This is a genomic window from Chitinimonas naiadis (assembly GCF_054780835.1).
Genome location: NZ_BAAGVO010000007.1, coordinates 583938 through 604182 on the forward strand (window position 1 = coordinate 583938; position 20245 = coordinate 604182).

The window sequence follows — 20245 nt, forward strand, 5'->3', positions numbered from 1 at the left end:
TCAGCGGTCAGGTTGGATCAGGGATTCGATTTCGCTCACACGCTGTTGAACCAGCGCGGGATTTCCCCTGCTTTCGACATTCAGGCGCAGCAATGGCTCGGTATTGGACGCCCGTAGGTTGAGGCGCCAATCCGCAAAGGTCAGGCTCAAACCGTCCACGCGCTCCTCAAGTGGCTGCAATGCGGCGTAGTGTTGTCGGACGCCTTCGATGGCGGTGGCCGCATCCCGTACCTGGTAGTTGATTTCACCACTACATGGGTAGGCATCGATACGAGCCTGCAACAGTTGGGACAAGGGCTGTCCTCGCCGGGAAAGCAGCTCGGTCACCAGCAGCCAGGGAATCATGCCGCTGTCGCAGTAGGCAAAATCCCGGAAGTAGTGATGGGCGCTCATTTCTCCGCCGTAGATGGCGTTCTCCGCCCGCATGCGTTCCTTGATGAAGGCATGGCCTGTCTTGGACTGTACGGGTACGCCCTTCGCCTGTTCGACGACATCGATCGTGTTCCAGGTGAGTCTCGGATCATGAATGATCTTCTCACCCGGGTGCTTGGCCAGGAACACCTCTGCCAGCAGGCCGACGATGTAGTAGCCCTCGACAAAGTTGCCCTGCTCGTCGAACAGGAAGCAGCGATCGAAATCACCATCCCAGGCGATACCCATGTCCGCCTGATGCGCTCGCACCGCCTCCGCCGTTACTCCCCGGTTCTCTGGCAGCAGGGGATTGGGAATGCCGTTGGGAAATGTACCGTCAGGCGCGTGATGCAGCTTGATGAAACGGATCGGTATGCCTTGCTGGACCAGCCTGGCTTCGAGCGCATCGATCACATGTCCCGCCGCACCATTGCCTGCGTTCACGACCAACTGCGTGGGCTTGATTGCGCGCAGGTCGACATAGCCCAGCAGGTGCTCGACATAGGCATCCAGGATGGATTGGTACATGTAGACGCCGCGATGGGACACTGCCGGGAAGTCACCCGCCTCCGCCAGTGCCTGGATGGCCTTCAGACCGGTATCGCCACTGATGGGCTCTGCATTGCGCCTGACCAGCTTCATCCCGTTGTAATCGATAGGATTGTGACTGGCGGTGACTTCGATGCCGCCATCGCATTCCAGGTGGAACGCTGCGAAATAGATTTCCTCGGTGCCGACCATGCCAATGTCGACGACATCGGCGCCGCCATCACGCAAGCCTTCGGCCAGTGCGGCCTTCAAGGATTCGCTGCTGAGCCGGATATCTCCACCGATGATCACTCGCCTGGCTTGCAGGTACAGGGCATATGCACGACCGATCCGGTAGGCAACGTCCTCGTTCAGTTCGGTGCCGAGCTTGCCACGTATGTCATAGGCTTTGAAGCAACTGAGTGTCATCAATCTCTACCGGAATGAATCAAACGTGATTGCCGGCGAGCAGGAAACGCTCGCCGGACGACGCCCTAGCGTCCATAAACATCTTCGAAACGAATGATATCGTCCTCGCCCAGGTAGGAACCTGACTGCACCTCGATCATTTCGAGCGGCACGCGACCGGGGTTTTCCAGGCGATGCTTGGTCCCGAGCGGGATGAAGGTGGATTCGTTCTCCGAAACCAGGAAATCACTCTCGCCGCGGGTGACACGGGCCGTACCGCGCACCACCACCCAGTGCTCCGCGCGATGGTGATGCATCTGCAATGACAATGTTCCGCCCGGCTTCACCACAATCCGTTTGACCTGGAATCGTTCGCCTGCGTCCACACTGTCATACCAGCCCCAGGGGCGGAATACCTTGCGATGCGACAAGCCTTCCGCCCTGCCCGTCTTTTTCAGGTGTTCGACGACGGCCTTCACATCCTGCGTCTTGTCCTTGTGGGCAACCAGTACGGCATCGGCCGTTTCCACGACGACGAGGTCCGCGACGCCGACGCAGGCGAGCAAACGGCCTTCCGAGATCGCGAGGGTGTTGCTGCTGTTGTGTAGAAAGACGTCGCCACGGCTGACATTGCCCTGCTCGTCCTTGGGCAATACCTGCCAGAGTGCATCCCAGGCGCCGACATCGGACCAGCCGCCCGAGAAGGGAATCACGACGGCCGGAGGCAATGCTTCCTGTCCGGTGGCGATCCGCTCCATGACGGCATAGTCGATGGAGTCGCTGGGGCACTGCGTGAACGCAGGCTTGTCCACCCGGATAAAGTCGCCATCCGGGGTCAACTCGGACCAGGCGGCCTGGCAGGCTGCCAGGATATCCGGCCGACATTTGCCGAGTGCAGCCAGCCAGACGGAGGCCTGCATCATGAACAGGCCGCTGTTCCACAGGAAATTGCCAGCATCCAGATAGGATTGCGCCGTGGCCTGATCTGGTTTCTCGACAAAGCGCGAAATCAGGCAAGCCCCGCCCGTACCATGGGCTACACCCGTCTGGATATAGCCGTAGCCGGTCTCGGGACTGTCGGGGGTGATGCCAAAGGTGACGACATATCCACGCGCCGCCATTTCCGTACCCGCTTGCACCACCTGCTGAAAGGCAACCGTATCGGTGATGACGTGATCGGACGGCATGACGAGCAGTACCGGGTCCTGGCCATCCCGTACCGCCGCCAGGGCCGCCAGTGTCAGGGCGGGTGCCGTATTACGACCGGCGGGTTCCAGAACGATGCTGCCGGTCTTGTTAAGCAGGCGCAGCTGCTCCGCAATGACAAATCGGTACTCTTCATTGCAGACGACAATGGGCTTGGCAAGCGTGACGCCACTGATGCCGTCCACGCGTCGCAGCGTTGCCTGCAGCAGGGAGTCCTCCCCGATGAGGGGGAGAAGCTGCTTGGGGTATTTCTCTCTCGACAGTGGCCAGAGCCGTGTTCCTGAGCCACCTGAGAGTACAACCGGAACCAGGGTCTGCATGGTCTCAAATCCCAAGGGTAGGGCGCTCCTAGCGCAAGGCGGCTTCGAAATGGGCTTTGTACCAAGGCATTGCCTCCCGTACGCCATCGCTCAGGCGGTGGCTGGGCACATAGCCCAGTAAGCGCTGTGCCTTGCCGATGTCTGCCTGCGAGTGACGTACGTCCCCAGCCCGGAAATCCTGATAGACCGGTTGCAGCGATGCCAGATCAGGCAGCGACTCTGCCAGTGAATCCCGGAGTATCTGGAACAACTGGTTCAACGAGGTCCGGTCATTGACGGCGATGTTGTAGACCTGGTTGATGGCGGCCTCGTCGGTACTGGTGGCGGCCAGGATATTGGCTTGCACCGCATTGTCGACGTAGCAGAAATCACGGCTGGTCTCGCCGTCACCGTTGATGGCGACTTTCTCGCCCAGCAGCATGGCCCTCACCCAGCAAGGGATCACCGCCGCATAGGCCCCTTCAGGGTCCTGGCGGGCACCGAAGATATTGAAGTAGCGCAGACCGATGGAGCCGAAGCCGTAGCAACGACCGAATACATCGGCATACAGCTCGTTCACGAGCTTGGTCACGGCGTAGGGCGACAAGGGCTTGCCAATGGCGTCTTCGACCTTGGGCAGGCCGGGATGATCGCCGTAAGTCGAGCTTGAAGCCGCATAGACAAAGCGCCGCACGCCGGCATCCCTGGCGGCTACCAGCATGTTCAGGAAGCCGTCGATATTGGACGCGTTGCTGATGAGGGGATCTTCGATGGAACGGGTTACCGATCCGAGCGCCGCCTGGTGCAGCACATAGTCCGCGCCGCGCGCAGCCTCGCGGCAGGCATCAAGATCGCGGATGTCGGCCTCGATAAACTGGAAGCGTGCCCACTGCCCCGGCGTGAGTCGCTGTCGGACTTCATCCAGATTGCGCTGATAACCGGTCGAGAAGTTATCAAGCCCAACCACGGTTTGATCGAGCTTCAGCAAGGTTTCGATCAGGTGGGAACCGATGAAGCCCGCGCTGCCGGTCACCAGCCAGCAAGCCGGTTGCGTACGCAAGCGGTCGCTGACCTGGCCAAAAGTCGAAGCCGAGCCGATTACAGACGCCATACCGTTACTCCCTGCGCAGTCAGCTGGGCGACATCGAACACGCTCTTCACATCCGTGAACACGCCATGCTCCTGCAGTTTGCCAATGTAGTCAGCAAGCGGCCGGGCCTTGAATTGCTTGTGCGAAACCGCGGCAACAATGGCAGCGGCCTTGGGCAGTTCCTCCCAGGGCGTCAGCGGGATGCCGTACTCATGAATAGCTTCCTCCGGATCTGCCACCGGATCGTGCACGATGACCTGGGTGCCATAGGATTGCAGCTCGCGAATTACGTCGATCACTCGCGAGTTACGCAGGTCCGGGCAGTCTTCCTTGAACGTCAGGCCGAAGACAATCACCGGCGCGTTCCTGACCTGCCAGCCATTGCGCACTAGATGCTTGATCGTCTGTTCGGCGATGTACTTACCCATGCCGTCATTGATTCGACGGCCTGCAGTAATCACTTCCGGGTGGTAACCCAGCATCTCCGCCTTGTGGGTCAGATAATAAGGGTCGACACCAATGCAGTGCCCGCCCACCAGACCCGGCCGGAACGGCAGGAAGTTCCATTTGCTGCCTGCAGCCTGCAGTACCTCAAGGGTATCGATACCGACGCGATCGAAGATGATGGCCAGTTCGTTCATCAATGCGATGTTCAGGTCGCGCTGAGTGTTCTCGATTACCTTGGCCGCTTCGGCAACCTTGATACTGGAGGCACGGTAAACGCCTGCGGTTACTACGCTGCTATATACCTCGGCGACGCGTTCCAGCGTCTCCGGTGTGTCGCCGGAGACGACCTTGACGATCTTGGTCAGCGTCCGTTCCTTGTCGCCCGGATTGATGCGCTCGGGCGAATAGCCGACGAAGAAATCCTGCTTCCACTTCAGGCCCGAATTCTTCTCGATGATCGGGATACAGATTTCTTCGGTGGCCCCAGGATAGACGGTGGATTCAAAGACCACGGTTGCACCGCGCTTCAGGTGCTTGCCAACCGATTGGGATGCCCCGATCAGCGGTTTGAAATCAGGCTGGTGCGCCTCGTCCACCGGGGTTGGTACGGCGACGATGATGAAGTCCGCCTGCCCCAGTGCTTCCGGGTCGCTACCCACTTCAAGATAGGCTGCTGCCTTCAGCTCTTCGGTGCTGACTTCCCCGGTGGGGTCGACGAATTGTCGATACTGCGCAATTTTCTGCGCCGACAGATCGAAGCCGATCGTGCGAGCTTTTTTGCCGAATTCGACTGCCAGGGGCAGACCCACGTATCCCAAACCTACGACTGCAACTGTTGTCATGAAACCCTCTTCTCTTTTCTCAGTTTTTGTATCCAACGCAGCGAGGCCTACAGGCTCTTTTGCAGCTGCGCTACTTCAGCCTGGTACGGTGATTTGTCACCCAGCTTGGCCAAGGTATCCAGTTCCTTCTTTGCCTCATCCCGCTGCCCTGCCTGTATGAGTGCCTTGGCAAGATTCAGGCGCAGCTGCGGTGCTTGCGGAGCCAGTGACACGGCTTTGCGCAAGAGTTCCAGGCCTCGCTTCATATCACCCTTGTCGGAGAGCAATACGCCAAGCGTGTCGAGTACGGCCGGTTGTTCCGGGGCCAGCTTGTAGGCCTTTTCTGCGTACTCCAGCGCCTTGGGGTCCTTGGCCTGTGCAGCTGCCCAGGCCAGGTTGTTCAGCAACAGGGCGTTTTCCGGTTGTGTTTCGAGCAGAGTGCGGTAGTACTTGACCGAGCCGACATAGTCTTTCTGCTTGGTCGCAGCTTCTGCGAGGTAAAGCTTGAACTGGCCATCCTTGGGATGATCCTTGATCCAGCTTTCGGCAAACTTGTTCGCTTCCGCCGGCACGCTGCTTTGCAGGGTCGAGTGAAGGCGTACCGCCAGGTCCGTGCTGGCTACCTGCTTGAGCCCTGCCCGGTAGGCCGCTGCGGCTTCCGGCCAAGCCTTCCTCAGTACATGAACGTCCCCCTCCAGCATGTAGCCGACGGATTCCTTGGGTCGTTGCTGCTGCACCTTGCGGGCTTCCTCGAATGCCTTGTCGGCACGGCCGGTATCCAGCTCGAGCAGGATCACGCCACGCTGGGCGTCGACAAGATCGGGCTGGATCGTCAAGGCCTTGCGCAGGCTTTGCAGTGCGCCTTCCTTGTTCTTGTCGGCCAGTTGTACCTCGGCCATGTGCAGATAGGGCTGCGGAGACTTGGGTTGCAAGCTGGCCAGTTTGTTGTAGCTCGATAGCGCCTGGTTCCTGTCGCCTGCGGCAAGCTGGGCCCGGCCTGCTGCATCCAGCAATTCAGGGCGGTCCGGTTGAACTGCGAGTGCGTCCTGTGCAGCCGACAAGGCTTTCTTCGAGTCCTTGAGGCGCAGGTAATAGCCGATCAGCGCAAGACGTGGCGGAAGTGCCGCAGGGTCGGCCACGATGGCTTTGCCGATCAGCCCGGTAATGTCCTCTGGTTTGCCGCCAAAACGGGCACTCAGCTCTGCCGTCGCAAGCAGGGCCTGGACGTTCTTGGGGTCTTTGGCGGTGATGCTCTCGAAGCGCTTGCGCGCGTCGTCCGGCTTCTTGTCGGCAATATCCAGATTGGCGAGATTGGCTGCAGCAGGGAAGTACAGGGGGTCAAGCTTGAGAGCCTCCTCGAAACTGGCGCGTGCTGCCGCTCGGTCCCGCATCCCAAGCTGCACGGTTCCGCGCAGGTTCTTGGCAATGGCGCTGCCGGGTTGCTTCTTTTCGAGTCCGGCAACCGCCTTCAGTGCCTTTTCAAACTCCTTGCGGCGCAGGTGGGCATTGATCAAAGCGAGGTCTGCATTGGTGCCCTGGTCCGCTTCAGCGACCTGCTCCAGCTCCCGGAAGGCCGCATCGCTATTGCCCTGGGCAATCTTCGATACCGCGACCGAGGTACGTTTTTCCTTGCTGTTTGGGTCCAGTGCCGCAGCCTTGGCAAAATAGCTCTCGGCCTTGTCGGCATTGCCATTCTGCATGAAGACCTGGCCTGCCAGGGCGAGCATATTGGAGTTGTTCTCGATCTTGCCAAGCATGGGCTCAAGCGCTTCTGCGGCCTTGGCTGCCTGGCCACTTTGCAGGTAGCTCATGATCAGCATGCCGCGTGCCATATCGAGGTCCGGCAGGACTGCGAGCGCCTTCAAAAGATTGGCTTCGGCCTGAGGGTAGGCCTTGAGCTTGTATTCGATCGCGCCTGCCAGTTGCAAGGCCAGCGGGTTCTCCGGCGTCAGCTTGAGTACCTGCTGTATCGAATCCCGTGCAGCCGGGTAGTTCTTCTTCTGGTAGGCCAGTGATGCCTCCAGGTACAGGGTCTGCGGGTGTTTGGCTGCTGTCTTCTTCAGCGTCTCCAGCTGCTTTTCCGCCTCGGCGATCTTCCCGTTTTCCATCAGGCGCAGAATCAGCGCCGCATTGGCAGGCAGGGAGTCGGGCCTGGCTTCCAGTGCCTTGCGATAGATCGCAATCGCGTCGTCCATCTTGCCCTGGGCGACCAAGATGTCCCCCTTTAGCTGCCAGGCTTCCTGCAACTTGGCGTTACCTTCAATGGCCTTGTCCACCAAGCCCATTGCGGTGGGGAAGTCCTTATTCGATGCAGCGAGCCGAGCCTGGCTGACCAGGGCAATTGGAAAGCCTGGCTTGGTTGCCAATGCGTTATCAAAGGACTGCCTGGCGCCGTCGAGATTGCCCTGCAGGAAATAGGCCTGGCCTACGGAGACCTGCAGGTCAGCCTTGCTCTCCGGGGTGCTCAAGACGACCGGGGCCATGTCGTCGATCACCTTCTTGGCTTCACCCTTGGCCAGCAAGGCGCGTGCTAGCAGCGGAACAACCTGGTCAGGCGGATACTTCAGGTCCTGGGCCTTGCGCAGCTCCACCTCTGCGGTAGCGGCATCTCCCCCTTCCAGCAGGGCCTTGCCCAGCAGGAATCTTGCTTCGGCTAGATCGGGGCTGGTTTGCAAGGCATTCTTAAGCTGGATCACGGCAGCCTTGCTGTCATTCTTCGCCAGGTAGTCCTTGGCCGAAGCGAGCAGGACCTCTGGTTTCTCGCCACTGCAACCTTGCAGCAGCAGGACGGCAAGCAATGCAGATACGGCTACGTGTTTTACATTATTCGAATTAGTCACGGTTATCCCAGGTCTAGAAATGACGGCAGTCAGGTCGTTTACTTACTTCAAGCCAAAGCGATGCATCAGGTCATATAGGGTGGGGCGGCTCACGCCGAGCAACTCTGCGGCCTTGACGATATTTCCATCCACGCGTCCCAACGCAGTGATCACGACGCGCTTTTCGGCGTCATCCCTTGCTTGCCGCAGGTCCAGCAGGGCAGTCTCGTCGGACTCCGGTACCGCAAGGCCGATGTCTTCCACCGTGATCTGGTTGCCGTCGGCCATGATCACTGCACGTTTGATACAGTTTTCCAGCTCCCGGACATTGCCGGGCCAGGGATAGGCCTCGATAGAGCGTACGGCGTCTTCACGCAGGCTCATCGCACCGCGTTTTTGCTCGGTCGCGAAGCGTCGGACAAAGGCATGCGCCAACAAGGTCGCATCACCCTGGCGGGCGCGTAGCGGCGGAATGTTCACCACGATCTCGGCCAGGCGGTAGTAAAGGTCTTCCCGGAAGCGCCCCTCCTTGATCAGTACTTTCAGATCCTGGTGGGTTGCACAGACAATACGGACATCGACAGGAATCTCCTGCCGCCCCCCTACGCGTTCGATCACCCGCTCCTGCAGGAACCGCAGCAGCTTCGCTTGCAGCCCGTGCGGCAAGTCACCGATTTCATCAAGCATCAGCGTACCGCGATGGGCGGTTTCTATCTTGCCCGGGGTCGTCTTGGCCGCGCCGGTAAACGCCCCCTTTTCATAGCCGAACAACTCGCTTTCCAGCAGGTTGTCCGGAATGGCGGCGCAGTTGATGGCGACAAAGCGTTCCGCACTGCGCGAGGAAGCATCGTGTGCAGCTCGTGCCAGCAATTCCTTACCGGTGCCACTCTCGCCCAATAGCAGGACTGTCGCATTGCTGACCGAGACTTTTTCGATCGTCCGACATACGCGCAGCAGTTCAGGATCCTTGGTGATCAAACCGGATAGCACATCCGGCTGCTGCATCTGCTGCAGGCGACGGTTTTCCTGTTGCAGGTCGTAAAGCCGGAAAGCGCGCTCGATCGTGAGCGCCAGCAATTCCACTTCAAAAGGCTTGGCAAAAAAATCGTAGGCGCCCAGCCCGATGGCCCGCAAGGCGTTCGCACGGTCGTTCTGGCCCGTCAGGACAATGACCTTGGTATCCGGAGATATGGACAGGATCTGCTCAAGCAGCTTGAAACCCTCCGAGACCGAGTCGGCATCCGGCGGCAGCCCAAGGTCCATGGTCACGACGGGGGGCATGTTCCGCTTAACCTGAGCAAGCGCACTCTCCCTGTCGTTGGCAGTCAGTGTTTCATACTGGTCAAACGCCCAACGGATTTGCTTCTGTAGCGACGGATCGTCTTCCACTATCAGCAAAGAACGTAGTTTTTCGGCACTCACTCCAACTCCCCATTCACTGCATATTTGAGTTCAGGCCTGCATCCATATCAAACAAGGGCAACAGCAGGCTGACCTGGGTGCCAACGTTGATGGCGCTATCGACGGACACCTTGCCGCCTAGCTCTTGAACATATTGAAAACTCTCGTAGGCACCGATGCCCATGCCTGCTGGCTTGGTCGTCTGGAAGGGACGGAACAAGCGTTCGCGGACAAATTCAGGTGTCATGCCGTGTCCGCTGTCACCGACTTCGATCAACGCCTGGTCGGCCTGCTTGTCCAGCTTGACCCAGACCCGCCCGCCATTCTCCGTCGCATCCAGCGCATTCTGGACAATATGCCCGATAACCCGCTCGACCCGGTCTTCATGACCCTTTGCGACGACCTTGTCGCGCAGTTCGACCTCAACTTCACGACCCTGCCCCGCCTTGGCGGTCTGTATACGACGGATCACGTCACCCAGATCAATCCCTCTGGCACTATCAACCGGGGTGGCGCCATCTCTCAGTTGCATCATCAACTGCCGCATGCGCTCCACGGAGTGCTGGACCGTCATGAGCATGTCCTGCTGGAACTCTGGGTTTTCCCGGTGCCGTTCCGCGTTCTTCAGCATCAAGGACAACTGCGCCACCACATTCTTCAGGTCATGTACGACGAAGGCCGACATGCGGTTGAAGGCGTCAAATTTCCGGACCTCCAGCAGCGCTTCCGTCGCCTGCATCTGGCCCAGGAAGGCACCCGCCTGCCTACCTGCCGTCTTCAACAGATCGTTGACTTCCCAGTTCACGTCAATCTGGGTGCGCGCGGTAGTCAGTACCACGAACCCGATCAGTTCACTCCCGGTCGCCAGAGGTACTACCAGCCAGGCATTTGGCACCTCGACCAACCAGCTTGGCAGGTCCAGCTGTTCATAGCGGCGCGGTACCGAGCGATATTCTTCCAGGTTGATGACCCAGCCACTGTCCATCAGGAACTGGCACAAGGAGCTGTCGGCGTCCTCGGTAGAGGGCGAGACCGCCATGTTCCAGCAAGCCGCTTGCGCAAAGAACCTCCCGGAGGGGTCCTTCAACCACAAGGCTCCTGCCGGGCTTTCGACCATGTCTGCCAGGCCGCGGACGACATGTCGGCCCATCTCCGAAAAGCCGTCCTGGGACGACAGCGTCTGGGTAAACCGGAGCCACTCCTCCCTGTAGTCATAACGGTAGCTGAAGAAATGCTTGCCAACCTGTACTCGCAGCTTTGCGCGCATGGAGCCAGAAAAGGTCAGTACACCCAGGATCAGGAGCGCCGAAAACAGCAAAGCCAGTTGCAGTGCCCGTCCCCAGTCCCCACCAAAGTAGCGTACGTAGTAACCGGCGGCCGCCATCAGCAGCAGGTAGACCCCCACTGCAAGCAGGGTCACAGACTGCAGGGCCGCGCGTTGCGAGAGGACGACCCTGGCCTTCCAGTTATGGCTGCGTATGGTGGAGATGGCGAGCAGCGGCACGACCAGGGCGTGGACGAATCCCCGAATGCTGAACGCATCCCAGTCCAGCCGGTTGAACAGCAGCGCATCAGAGTAAAGATATAGATCGAATAGCAAGGCCCCGCCAAGACCCACGCAGAGCGGTTTGATGCTCCAGCGACGATCAGCCGGCACGTTGCGAAACAGCTGCTCGACCAGTGTCAGTGCGAATACCGTCATGACCAGGGAGTCGAACAGTGCCAGCCGTTGCGGCGATACTAGGAGCTGCCTGTTGAGCAACACCATGGCCTGGGCAGCCACGCCGATGGCGACCAGTACAACGGCCGTGACCGCCATCCATTTCAGTCTGGGAGAGGTGCTGGCTCCTGCAATGGGCTCGGGTTTGAGCAGGGTCAGCAGAAATAGGAACCAGGCGCCAAATCGGAATACGTCTGCGAGCAGGCTGCCTGCGAGAAAAATGACCTGGCCGGTGGCGACAAAGGCCAGGCTGACGATGCCCCATAACGCGCACATACCCACGGCGAGGGTGAGCGTGCCGCTACGTGAACCGGTGCGTCCGACGGCGATAAGATAAACCAGGAAGACGGTGTATACGATACCCGTCAGCCCGTAGCTCCAAGCCGCAATCATTGCCATGCTGGCTGTCATCGAGGAATAAGCGCCCTATCCGGCAGGACGCCACAGCTGCCACTCATGTTACTGAGCGCCCTTCCCCGTCAGGACCACACCCACGGTCTTGATCAGCACATTCAGATCAAGCAGCAGCGTATGGTTCTTGACGTAGTACAAGTCGTACTGGAGCTTCTGGACGGAGTCGTCCACCGAGGCTCCGTAGTGGTAATTGACCTGTGCCCAGCCGGTTACACCAGGCTTGACGCTGTGGCGCACCGCATAGAACGGAATGTCGCGAGTCAGCTGATCAACAAAATAAGGGCGCTCGGGGCGTGGGCCAACCAGGCTCATATGACCGGCCAGTACGCTGAATAGCTGGGGCAGTTCATCGATCCGCAACTTGCGGATTACACGGCCTACGCGGGTAACCCGATCATCGTTGGCAGTCGCCCAGCGGGGGCGCCCATCCCGTTCAGCATCCGTGCGCATGCTGCGAAACTTGATGACATTGAACAGGCGGCCACCGAGGCCGACCCGCTCCTGCCGATACAGAATGGGCATGCCATCCTCAAGCAGGATCAGCAAGGCGGTGATCAGCATGATAGGTAGTGACAGGGCCAGCAGAATGCAGGAGGCGACGATATCAAAGGTGCGCTTGACGAAGGTACGCGCCCAACCTTGGCGGAAACCATCACCGAAAATCAGCCAGCCTGCCTTCAGCGAGTCCATGCGAATTTGCCCAAGGGAGCGCTCGAAATAGCTGGCGAGGTCCAGGACGCGCATGCCGGATAGCTTGCAATCGAGCAATTCCCGCAAGGGCAGGATGCCGCCACGCCGTTCGCGCACCGCGACGATGATCTCGTTCACCTTGAGCGCATGGGCCGTATCGGAGAGCGACATTTCGCGCGACAGCGTATTTTGCGAAGGTATGCGGATGTCGGTACAGGTGGGGCTTGGGTAGTACCCGACGATCTGTACGCCGGAATCGGATTTCCGAAGCACTTTGCCGACGGATTCTGCCTCTGCCCCGGCCCCGAAGATCATGACCCGGTGCGAGAGCAGGCCGCGCGAGGGCTGCTGGGCCGGTGTCGTGTCGGCAGTATGCTGACGACCATATTGTTTTGGACGAGTCTTTGCTGCCGGAGACAGAAAGCTCACATTGCCACGGCTCAAGGATGAAGCAGCGAGCCTTGCATGTACCTTCTCCGGCGACGAAGTTGTTTGACGTGAGACAGAGTCAAGATTTCCCATCACGGCCACAATCATTGTTGGCTAATAATCTAAAATACCCGGCTTTTAAAAAGCGAGCGATTTATCCCTGATTATTAGCTGAATTACCATCCCCCATATGGGGTAAGAGCAAGACGAAAAACCCAAACTGATAATTTGTGCCTTGTCTTGCTGCTCTCTACTGCCAACTGGATGCTGCACTGGTTTCTTGCGCCATCATCCAGTGATTTCCTAGCGATGATAGCCATCAAGTGTTATCCGTCAAAGCTCATTTCTTGTTAAGAATTACCTAAGCGGTGCGTCAGTAAGTATCTGAACGCAGGGTCATTATGACATAGTCATTGTTTCCGGTGAATTCTACGTGTAAGCATTAATTAATTAGATAAATCTAATGAAACAAGTCATTGATATGCTTCGATGCCAGAGATTATTGGCGAGATATGTAGATAATATTAAAACGTTAGCCATCTCTAACATTCTGTGGGTAACTTGGTTAAAGAAAGCCTGTCGAGCGGTTTGCGCTCAATGAATAAAGTTTTGTGAAAATTCCCGAAACCCCTAAATGGGCAGGATGGGCTGAAGCGCAACGGCCCTGAACCACCCTCCCCTGCCATTCCCCCTCGTCCGCTCCCTTGGTGATGAGTAGAGGGGGGGCTCGGGATGGCGGGAGGTGGATCGGTGCATTGTCTATACATCCAACTGCCGGGCTCAGGCTTGGTTGGGGCGCTTTCCTGGTAGAAAGAGCCCGAGGATCAGCAGGACATAGAACAAGAATGCCAGGCGGGGTACATCCAGCAGGCTGTCGAAGGCGCCAACCACCATGAACGCAACAAGCGCTGCGCCAAGATAGGGGGCGATGGGATTGGTCTGCGCTGCGCCTGCCAGCAGACGCCAGAGGGCGGCGGTCAGGACCGCCAGGAACAGCAAGAGACCAAGCAGGCCCTGGTCGAACAGCACATTGAGCAGCAGGTTCTTTATGTGCCATGGCAGATGCTGGCGATCGCTGGTGAAGAACCAGCGCTTCATACCGCTGCTGAAGTCGCCATTGGCCAGCAAGGAGCGCCCGCGGGCATCTTGCAACTGGATGTTATCGATTTCCATGACTTTGCCGCGGGTATCGACGGCGATCGAGAAAAAGCCGAGCCGAGGGGCATACCATTCGCCGCCCGATAGATTCTGGGTGTCGAGGCGTAGCGATAAGGGCTGCCAGGTGTTCTCCGCTGCCTTGAGGGCAATGGACTGCAAGGCGCAGCCAGCGTTGTAAAGCAGGTGCTTCTCGCACACCTCCAGGTGCAAGGTGGCGTCTTCCTTGAGGCGAACATCAAGCGCGACGCTATAGGCGCCGTCATGAATGATGGGCACGCGCTGCGAGATCCGGAATAGCTCGCCAAAGCCCAGTACATGACGTGGGCCGGCGAGAACCAGATAGGCGTTGCCAGCCTGCTCGGCGACCCGATAGCTGCCAGGAAAGGCGTTGTCGTCGGCGCCGTACAGGTAGTTGGTCGGGAATCGTCCGAATCCCTTGCCGAGTGCCCAGTCGGCATTGCCATGCAGCAAACTGAGCCCGGTGCTCCAGTGCTGCAGCCGACCACCCATATCCCGCTCGCTGGTGGAGAAGCGTCCTGCCATATATCCGCCGCCACTCAATACCGCGATCGTGCCTGATATCAGCATCACCACCCCGAACAAGGCCCCCTGGGCCTGCAAGGTTGCCGGCCAGGCTGTCGTGACTGAACGTGCTTGCCAGAGCAGTAGCAGGCAGATGGAGCCGAGTATGATGCCGCTGTGCTGCAAGGCCGTATTGCCGCCCCAGTGCCATGCAACGCCCGCTGCCTGTAGCACCAGCCAAAGATAGATGGCCATGGCCATGATCAGGCTGCGCTTGCCGTCGGCGCGCCAGCACGCCAGCGTGCTGCCCAGGCTGAGCAGGAACACTATGCCGAACAGTAGATAGGGGCCCTTGCTGATGAAGCCGCTCAGTGTGATGCCCATTGCTGCGAGCGGGATGGCCAGGGCTGATGCAGAGAGCCAATGTCGCAGGCTTGCCCCGGTCGCCAGACGCCCGAGCGGCAAGGTGATCATCACGACAGCAAGAACGGCGAGCATCGCCCTGTAGCCGCCGCTTTGAAATACCAGTTGCATGGCGGCCACCATGAGCAAGAGCAGTAGTGCGCCAGCGATCAGATGCGGCGATGAAAGGCTGGGTCTGTTTCCGGTTCGCTGTTTGAGATGGCAGAACGCAATCACACCAAGGGTCACGGCCACCGCCAGGTACACACCGCGTGAGAAGGTGGTCAGGCAAACATAGGTCGCAAGTAACAGTACTGCGGCCAGCGCCAGCCAGCGCAAGCGTCCACGGACAGCCAGCAAGGCGCCAATCGCGAAAGGTAAGGTAAGCGCAAGAAAGCCATCAAGCGCCGCACCGCCGACATGCATTTCCCAGAACAGTGCGGTAGTCCGATAGTCGCTGGAGAAGTCCAGTACGCCGGGAAACGCTGCGCGCTCCCATAGCGCAGCCAGGCAGGCCGCAGTGAGCCCGACTACCAGCCCCCCTGACAGCAGCTTGAGCGTTGTTGGTCCGTCTTGTGTTACTTGGCGCTTGAGTAACGGGCTAACGAGCAAGGCCAGCAGAAAGCATTTGCCGAGTCGCAGGCTGTTGAGCGGTTCGTCATAGCCCTGATGCCAGCCAAAACGCCAGCCACCCGCATCGATAACCCCACGGTACAGCGCGATAGCGCCGCTTAGCAGCAATAGTCCCAGCAGAATCTTTGACCGCAATGCGATGCGTGGGGTCCTGAATGCAGAGCTTGTCCCGTTGCCCGCTGTCTTTGCGCAAGCAAGCCGCAGGTAGCCCCCGGCCGCCGCCCCGAGTACCAGTAGGTCGACCTCTTCGAAAGTCAGCCATCCCGTCCAGGGGGCGAAGCCGATCAAGGGCAGCAGGCCGGGTATCACGACTAACCAGCTTCTGGGCTGCAGTAGTGATAGGCATGACCAGCCTAGGAAGAGCGCCAATATCCAAAAGGGTGCTATGGGATAGTGATAAGCGAGAAAAGCGCCCAGACCCAGGCTCGGCAAGGCCAACGCGACATGCAGGATTCGGCTGGCCATTGAAACCTGTTCTTGCGTACTTTTTGGCATGGACTGGATGGTCACTGGGTACGGTTGCAGATCACTTGCCCGCCACATCCCCTCCTTGATCAGAAGGAGGGGGCTACTGAGGCTGGGCTTGAGGTTGTGCGGGCTCGGGCGATGTCTTTCCCGTGCTATCGATCACGTCGGACGGCGCCTGGGTGGCAGTGTCGGTGCTTGGCTTCACAGGCTCCGGGTCGCGCCATTTGCCGGCTTTTTGCAGCTTTGTCCGCAGTCCGGGCAGGCCAAACCCGAGTTGGTAGGCGCGATGCGCGTTGGCGAGCGCCTTGTCAAACTCGCCGAGCTCGAAATAGGCGAGACCCAGGTTGTACAACATATTGACCGTGGCACTTTCACCTGCAGTTTCCTTGGCGGCCTCGAGCTGCTTCAGTGCTTCGGCCTTTTGTCCGTGCTTGCTGAGGTAATTGGCTTGGATCAGGCGCGGCATGGCGTCGTCCGGGCGGAACCTCAGGGCACGATCTATATAGCAGCGAATGGTGTAGTTGGTACCGGGAGGGCGTTCGGTCTTGAGCTTCTCTCCCCACTTGACCATCGCGATCAACGCACGATGATGATTGGGCGATGCGCGGAGCGTGTAGTCCAGATCGGCGCCAATGACACCTGTGGCACCGCGTTTGAGTGTCTCGACGCCGGGGGTGAAGTGGTACTGTTCGACCACGGCTATCTTGTCCTGCTCGGTACGATAATCAAATGGGCCGTACGCATTCGCCAGCGGGCCGCACTCTTCATATGCGAAAGCCGGGCTGCCCAGCGCCCCTATTACGACCAAAAACTGCCAAAGTCTTCCCACTTCATACGCCTTTCGAAAAGCAGAATCCGTTGAACAAGGCCGGTAGATCCCCATCATCCCTGCCCTTCGCTATGGCACCCTGGATGGATAGGGTGGCCGGTAGATAAGGCGTGTTTGCATCAGGCATCGTGCAGCGTTGTAACTTGATGCTGGCGACTGTCCATTGCTGGCTTGATGGTGCGGCAGGCGTTATAAATAACATAGAGCCGTGCTTGCCGTTACCTCAAACTGCAATTTGGTGTAACTATCGGTAGCAAGTGTGTCGATAGCCGGATTTGATCTGTCGGCTTTTCTTACACTTGCCCTTTTTAAGGGCTGGCCTACAAGATGTAATAAACCATTTATTCAAGTTTAATCAATGAGTTGCATTATTTTTTTGAGTTGAGGTATGGATCGTGCTTGATCGGGGTAATGGCGTGCGTTTCAGATCAGTGCCCAACGACTTAATCATTTGAATGTATCGTGTCGAACACGACTTGGATTGCTGGTAAGTAAGCTGGCAGTTTGGCAGTGACCGATAGATGCGGCTTCAAACAAGGTAGAACTCCATGAGCATCAACCATACCGATGAGAATCCCAGTAAGCCCGAGCGCAAGGGATTGCCTGAGTCATCGGCTCCGGCTGAATCGCGTCGTCGCTTCCTCAAAGGAGGCTTGGCAGTTGGGGTCCCGGCAGTACTGACACTGTCCAGTCCTTCCGTGCTGGCATGCCACTGCAAATCACCTTCTGCGCACGGCTCGCTTACCGGCAGCCAGCTTAATCGCAATGCCTTCGCGTTCAGTACGTCGAAGTCCTACGATGACTGGATGTTGCCTTCGACCACGATGCCGCTCAATTGCAGCAAGACCATGAAGTTCTGGAAGTTGTTCCCAGGCGGTGTGGATGTGCAGATCAATCAGGTGACCAGCCAGTTCCAGAAAGATTTGGTCGCTGCGGCGTTGAACATTAAGGCGAATTACGTACCGGCAGCCTGCCTGACCTTGACCGACCTGCAGTCCATGGCGAAACTGACTTACAAGCCATTTGGTAGCAGTTCCACCTGGACCCAGACGCAGATCCAGCAGTATCTGGATGCAACCTGGATGCTTGGTACGCCAAAGAACCTGAGCAAAGCCTATCAAAAATGAGGCGGGAGTCTCATTGTCTTGCTCATGCTTGCCGTCGCGATTGAGTGTGCCGCAAGCTGGTGTGTATCATCGGTTCCAATGTCCATGCCTGACTTGATGAACTGATGGCGCTTTTCTCTCTGGATTCCTCTGGACGCTTCCTCCTGCATGCGTGGGAGGAAGACGCGCTCGCGTTCGATACGTATTCTGGTGACACCCACTTGCTTGAACCTTTGGCAGCGGCTTTGGTGCGCTATCTTGGGCAGTCAGAGTGCGATCTGGAAAGCCTGTTGGCCCAGTTGAATCAGGAGTTCATCTTCCCTGAAGATCAGTCCCCTGCCCTGGCTGTCGATACTGCCTTGCTGAATATGCGTGGCATTGGCCTCGTTCGCGTGACCGAACTTGAAGCTCGCTGATCTCCCCCTTGCCGATCTTGCATTGCGCCTGCGCCAGGGGGCCTTGCGCTTGCAACTCACCCCCTTTGTGGTTCGGATAGGTTCGCCCTTCCCATGGGTCGCCACCGAGCTGTCCCGAATGTACGCCGAGTTTCCCATTCTGGAGCAGGATGGCTTTGCCGATTTTCATATCGATGTTCAGCCTGGCGTCGGTTTGCACCGCTGGATCAGGCCGCAGGTCATCTTCCACTTCGATGGCAAGCCCGCCTTCAAGCCGCTGCCACAGAATCAGGCCTACCCCATGCTGGAATGGGGGCTGAACTGGTGCATCGCGTCGCACGCGCATCAGTTTCTGATCATTCACGCCGCCGTGATCGAGCGTCAGGGGCAGGCCATCATCATGCCGGCACCACCGGGTTCGGGAAAAAGCACGCTGTGTGCGGCATTGGTCAGTAGAGGCTGGCGGTTATTGTCCGATGAGCTAACGCTTCTGAATATGGAAACGGGCCTGGTGCAAGGTATGGCTAGGCCGATCAACCTCAAGAACCAATCTATCGACGTCATGAATGCGTTCCAGCCCGACGCGACCATGACGACACCCGTCAAGGACACCCTCAAGGGGACGGTGGCGCTGTTGCGCCCCCCGGCCGAAAGCGTACGGCGGGTGCACGAGCCGGCGATCCCGGCCCGGATCGTATTTCCTCGCTATAAAGCCGGAGAACCCGCAGCCTTTACGCCGGTGGCTAAGGCCCACGCCGCCTTGCGCGTGGCCGACGAGGCATTCAACTATGGCATACACGGCAGCCGGGGCTTCATTGCCCTGACCGGCCTGGTGGATCGCTGTGATTGCAGTGAGTTTGCCTATGGCAACCTGGAGGAAGCGATGGCCGCATTCGATACCTTGATACCCACCCACCATGCCGACCCCGTCTGATCTTGTCCCGCAGAGTTTCCTTGCGCCCGAATCCCTGGGTACGCTTGCACCCGCACAATGGGACTTGCTGATACGCCAAGCCCGCCGTGCCAACGTGTTGGCCAAGCTGGCTTATCTGCTGGAAAGAAGGGGCGGTTCGACGCAGGTATTGCCCGCTGCGGCGCCGCATCTGGCATCTGCTGCAACTATCGCCTTGCAGCAGGGAACGGCCATTCGCTGGGAAGTGTCCTGTATTCGCGCAGCGCTCGCACAAACAGGTGTGCCGCTGGTATTGCTCAAAGGTGCGGCCTATGTTGCGGCGGGCCTGCCTGCGGCCGATGGTCGCGTCTTCAATGATGTCGATATCCTGGTACCCAAGGCGGCAATCGCCGATGTGGAGTCGGCACTGATGCTGCATGGCTGGATCAGCAGCCACCATGATGCCTATGACCAGCGCTACTATCGGCAATGGATGCATGAAATACCGCCCATGCAGCATGTGCGGCGTGGCACGGTGATTGATGTCCACCACGCCATCCTGCCGGAGACGGCACGCATACGTGCCGACTCGCAGGCCATGCTGGCCGCTGTGGTGCCGGTCGAGGGCTGGGATGATGTTTTCGTCTTTGCGCCTGCAGATATGATCCTGCACAGTGCCACGCATCTTTTCCACGAAGGTGAGCTGGATAACGGCCTGCGCGACCTGCTGGACATGGATAGCCTGCTACGTCACTTTGCCGCCGACGATGCCTTCTGGCCAGGCCTAGTGCCGCGTGCCAAGGTACTGGGACTGACACGACCGTTGTTCTACGCCTTGCGCTATGCCGTCGAGACACTGGCGACCCCGGTGCCACCGGCGGTGATGCAGGCGTTGGCCGAGTGCGGTCGGCCACCTGCCTGGCAACTGCTGGTCATGGACGCCTGCTTTCGGCGGGCCTTACGGCCGAATCACCCCAGCTGCGCTGATCGTTGGACGCCGCTGGCAAGATGGTGGCTATACGTGCGCTCACACTGGCTGCGCATGCCCCTACCGCTTCTGCTCTATCACTTGACCCGCAAGGCCTTGATGTCCGAGCCGCCGGTAAAGGACGAGCGCGCCGATACGAATGAGAAAGCCCCGGCCCACTGATTTCGGC

14 protein-coding genes are annotated in these 20245 nt (G+C 58.8%); 4 read left to right on the forward strand and 10 right to left on the reverse strand.

Going from position 1 to position 20245, the window contains the following annotated elements; genetic code table 11:
• The 10 genes from ACYVHK_RS22960 to ACYVHK_RS23005 all read right to left on the reverse strand — a co-directional run bounded on the left by ACYVHK_RS22960 (window position 1) and on the right by ACYVHK_RS23005 (window position 16752).
• Window positions 1-1368 carry a phosphohexomutase domain-containing protein gene (locus tag ACYVHK_RS22960; RefSeq protein ID WP_460537023.1) on the reverse strand — a complete coding sequence of 456 codons (1368 nt, stop codon included), beginning with the start codon at window positions 1366-1368 and terminating at the stop codon, window positions 1-3.
• A gap of 65 nt (window positions 1369-1433) precedes the next feature.
• Window positions 1434-2873: a mannose-1-phosphate guanylyltransferase/mannose-6-phosphate isomerase gene (locus tag ACYVHK_RS22965; RefSeq protein ID WP_460537025.1), complete on the reverse strand. Its 1440-nt coding sequence runs from the start codon at window positions 2871-2873 to the stop codon at window positions 1434-1436.
• A 28-nt stretch (window positions 2874-2901) separates the two neighbouring features.
• Entirely contained in the window at window positions 2902-3963 is a 1062-nt protein-coding gene (locus ACYVHK_RS22970) for an SDR family oxidoreductase (RefSeq protein ID WP_460537027.1), read from the reverse strand.
• A complete protein-coding gene (locus tag ACYVHK_RS22975) occupies window positions 3951-5231 on the reverse strand; it encodes a nucleotide sugar dehydrogenase (protein ID WP_460537029.1) in 1281 nt (426 codons plus the stop codon). The genes ACYVHK_RS22970 and ACYVHK_RS22975 overlap by 13 nt, the downstream gene beginning before the upstream one ends.
• 47 nt (window positions 5232-5278) lie before the next feature.
• The gene (gene prsT / locus ACYVHK_RS22980) at window positions 5279-8008 is read right to left on the reverse strand and encodes a tetratricopeptide repeat protein (protein WP_460537031.1); all 2730 of its coding nucleotides are present in this window, start codon (window positions 8006-8008) and stop codon (window positions 5279-5281) included.
• Window positions 8009-8092: 84 nt separating this feature from the next.
• Window positions 8093-9451 carry a PEP-CTERM-box response regulator transcription factor gene (gene prsR / locus ACYVHK_RS22985; RefSeq protein ID WP_460537033.1) on the reverse strand — a complete coding sequence of 453 codons (1359 nt, stop codon included), beginning with the start codon at window positions 9449-9451 and terminating at the stop codon, window positions 8093-8095.
• A 13-nt stretch (window positions 9452-9464) separates the two neighbouring features.
• On the reverse strand, window positions 9465-11549 hold the full coding sequence (gene prsK / locus ACYVHK_RS22990; protein ID WP_460537035.1) for an XrtA/PEP-CTERM system histidine kinase PrsK: 2085 nt from the start codon (window positions 11547-11549) through the stop codon (window positions 9465-9467).
• A 60-nt stretch (window positions 11550-11609) separates the two neighbouring features.
• Entirely contained in the window at window positions 11610-12683 is a 1074-nt protein-coding gene (locus ACYVHK_RS22995; RefSeq protein WP_460537037.1) for a TIGR03013 family XrtA/PEP-CTERM system glycosyltransferase, read from the reverse strand.
• 780 nt (window positions 12684-13463) lie between these two features.
• The gene (locus ACYVHK_RS23000; protein WP_460537040.1) at window positions 13464-15533 is read right to left on the reverse strand and encodes a hypothetical protein; all 2070 of its coding nucleotides are present in this window, start codon (window positions 15531-15533) and stop codon (window positions 13464-13466) included.
• 433 nt (window positions 15534-15966) lie between these two features.
• Entirely contained in the window at window positions 15967-16752 is a 786-nt protein-coding gene (locus ACYVHK_RS23005) for a hypothetical protein (protein WP_460537042.1), read from the reverse strand.
• A 491-nt stretch (window positions 16753-17243) separates the two neighbouring features.
• On the opposite strand from ACYVHK_RS23005, the gene ACYVHK_RS23010 reads away from it, so the two are divergent.
• From ACYVHK_RS23010 to ACYVHK_RS23025, 4 genes are all read left to right on the forward strand, one after another.
• Complete coding sequence (locus tag ACYVHK_RS23010; RefSeq protein ID WP_460537044.1) at window positions 17244-17822, forward strand: hypothetical protein; 579 nt, start codon at window positions 17244-17246, stop codon at window positions 17820-17822.
• Between the two features lie 104 nt (window positions 17823-17926).
• Window positions 17927-18217, forward strand: a complete 291-nt coding sequence (locus ACYVHK_RS23015) for an HPr-rel-A system PqqD family peptide chaperone (protein WP_460537045.1) — start codon at window positions 17927-17929, stop codon at window positions 18215-18217.
• Window positions 18204-19130: an HprK-related kinase A gene (locus tag ACYVHK_RS23020; RefSeq protein WP_460537047.1), complete on the forward strand. Its 927-nt coding sequence runs from the start codon at window positions 18204-18206 to the stop codon at window positions 19128-19130. The genes ACYVHK_RS23015 and ACYVHK_RS23020 overlap by 14 nt, the downstream gene beginning before the upstream one ends.
• The gene (locus ACYVHK_RS23025) at window positions 19114-20238 is read left to right on the forward strand and encodes a nucleotidyltransferase domain-containing protein (protein WP_460537050.1); all 1125 of its coding nucleotides are present in this window, start codon (window positions 19114-19116) and stop codon (window positions 20236-20238) included. The genes ACYVHK_RS23020 and ACYVHK_RS23025 overlap by 17 nt, the downstream gene beginning before the upstream one ends.
• Window positions 20239-20245 lie beyond the last annotated feature (7 nt).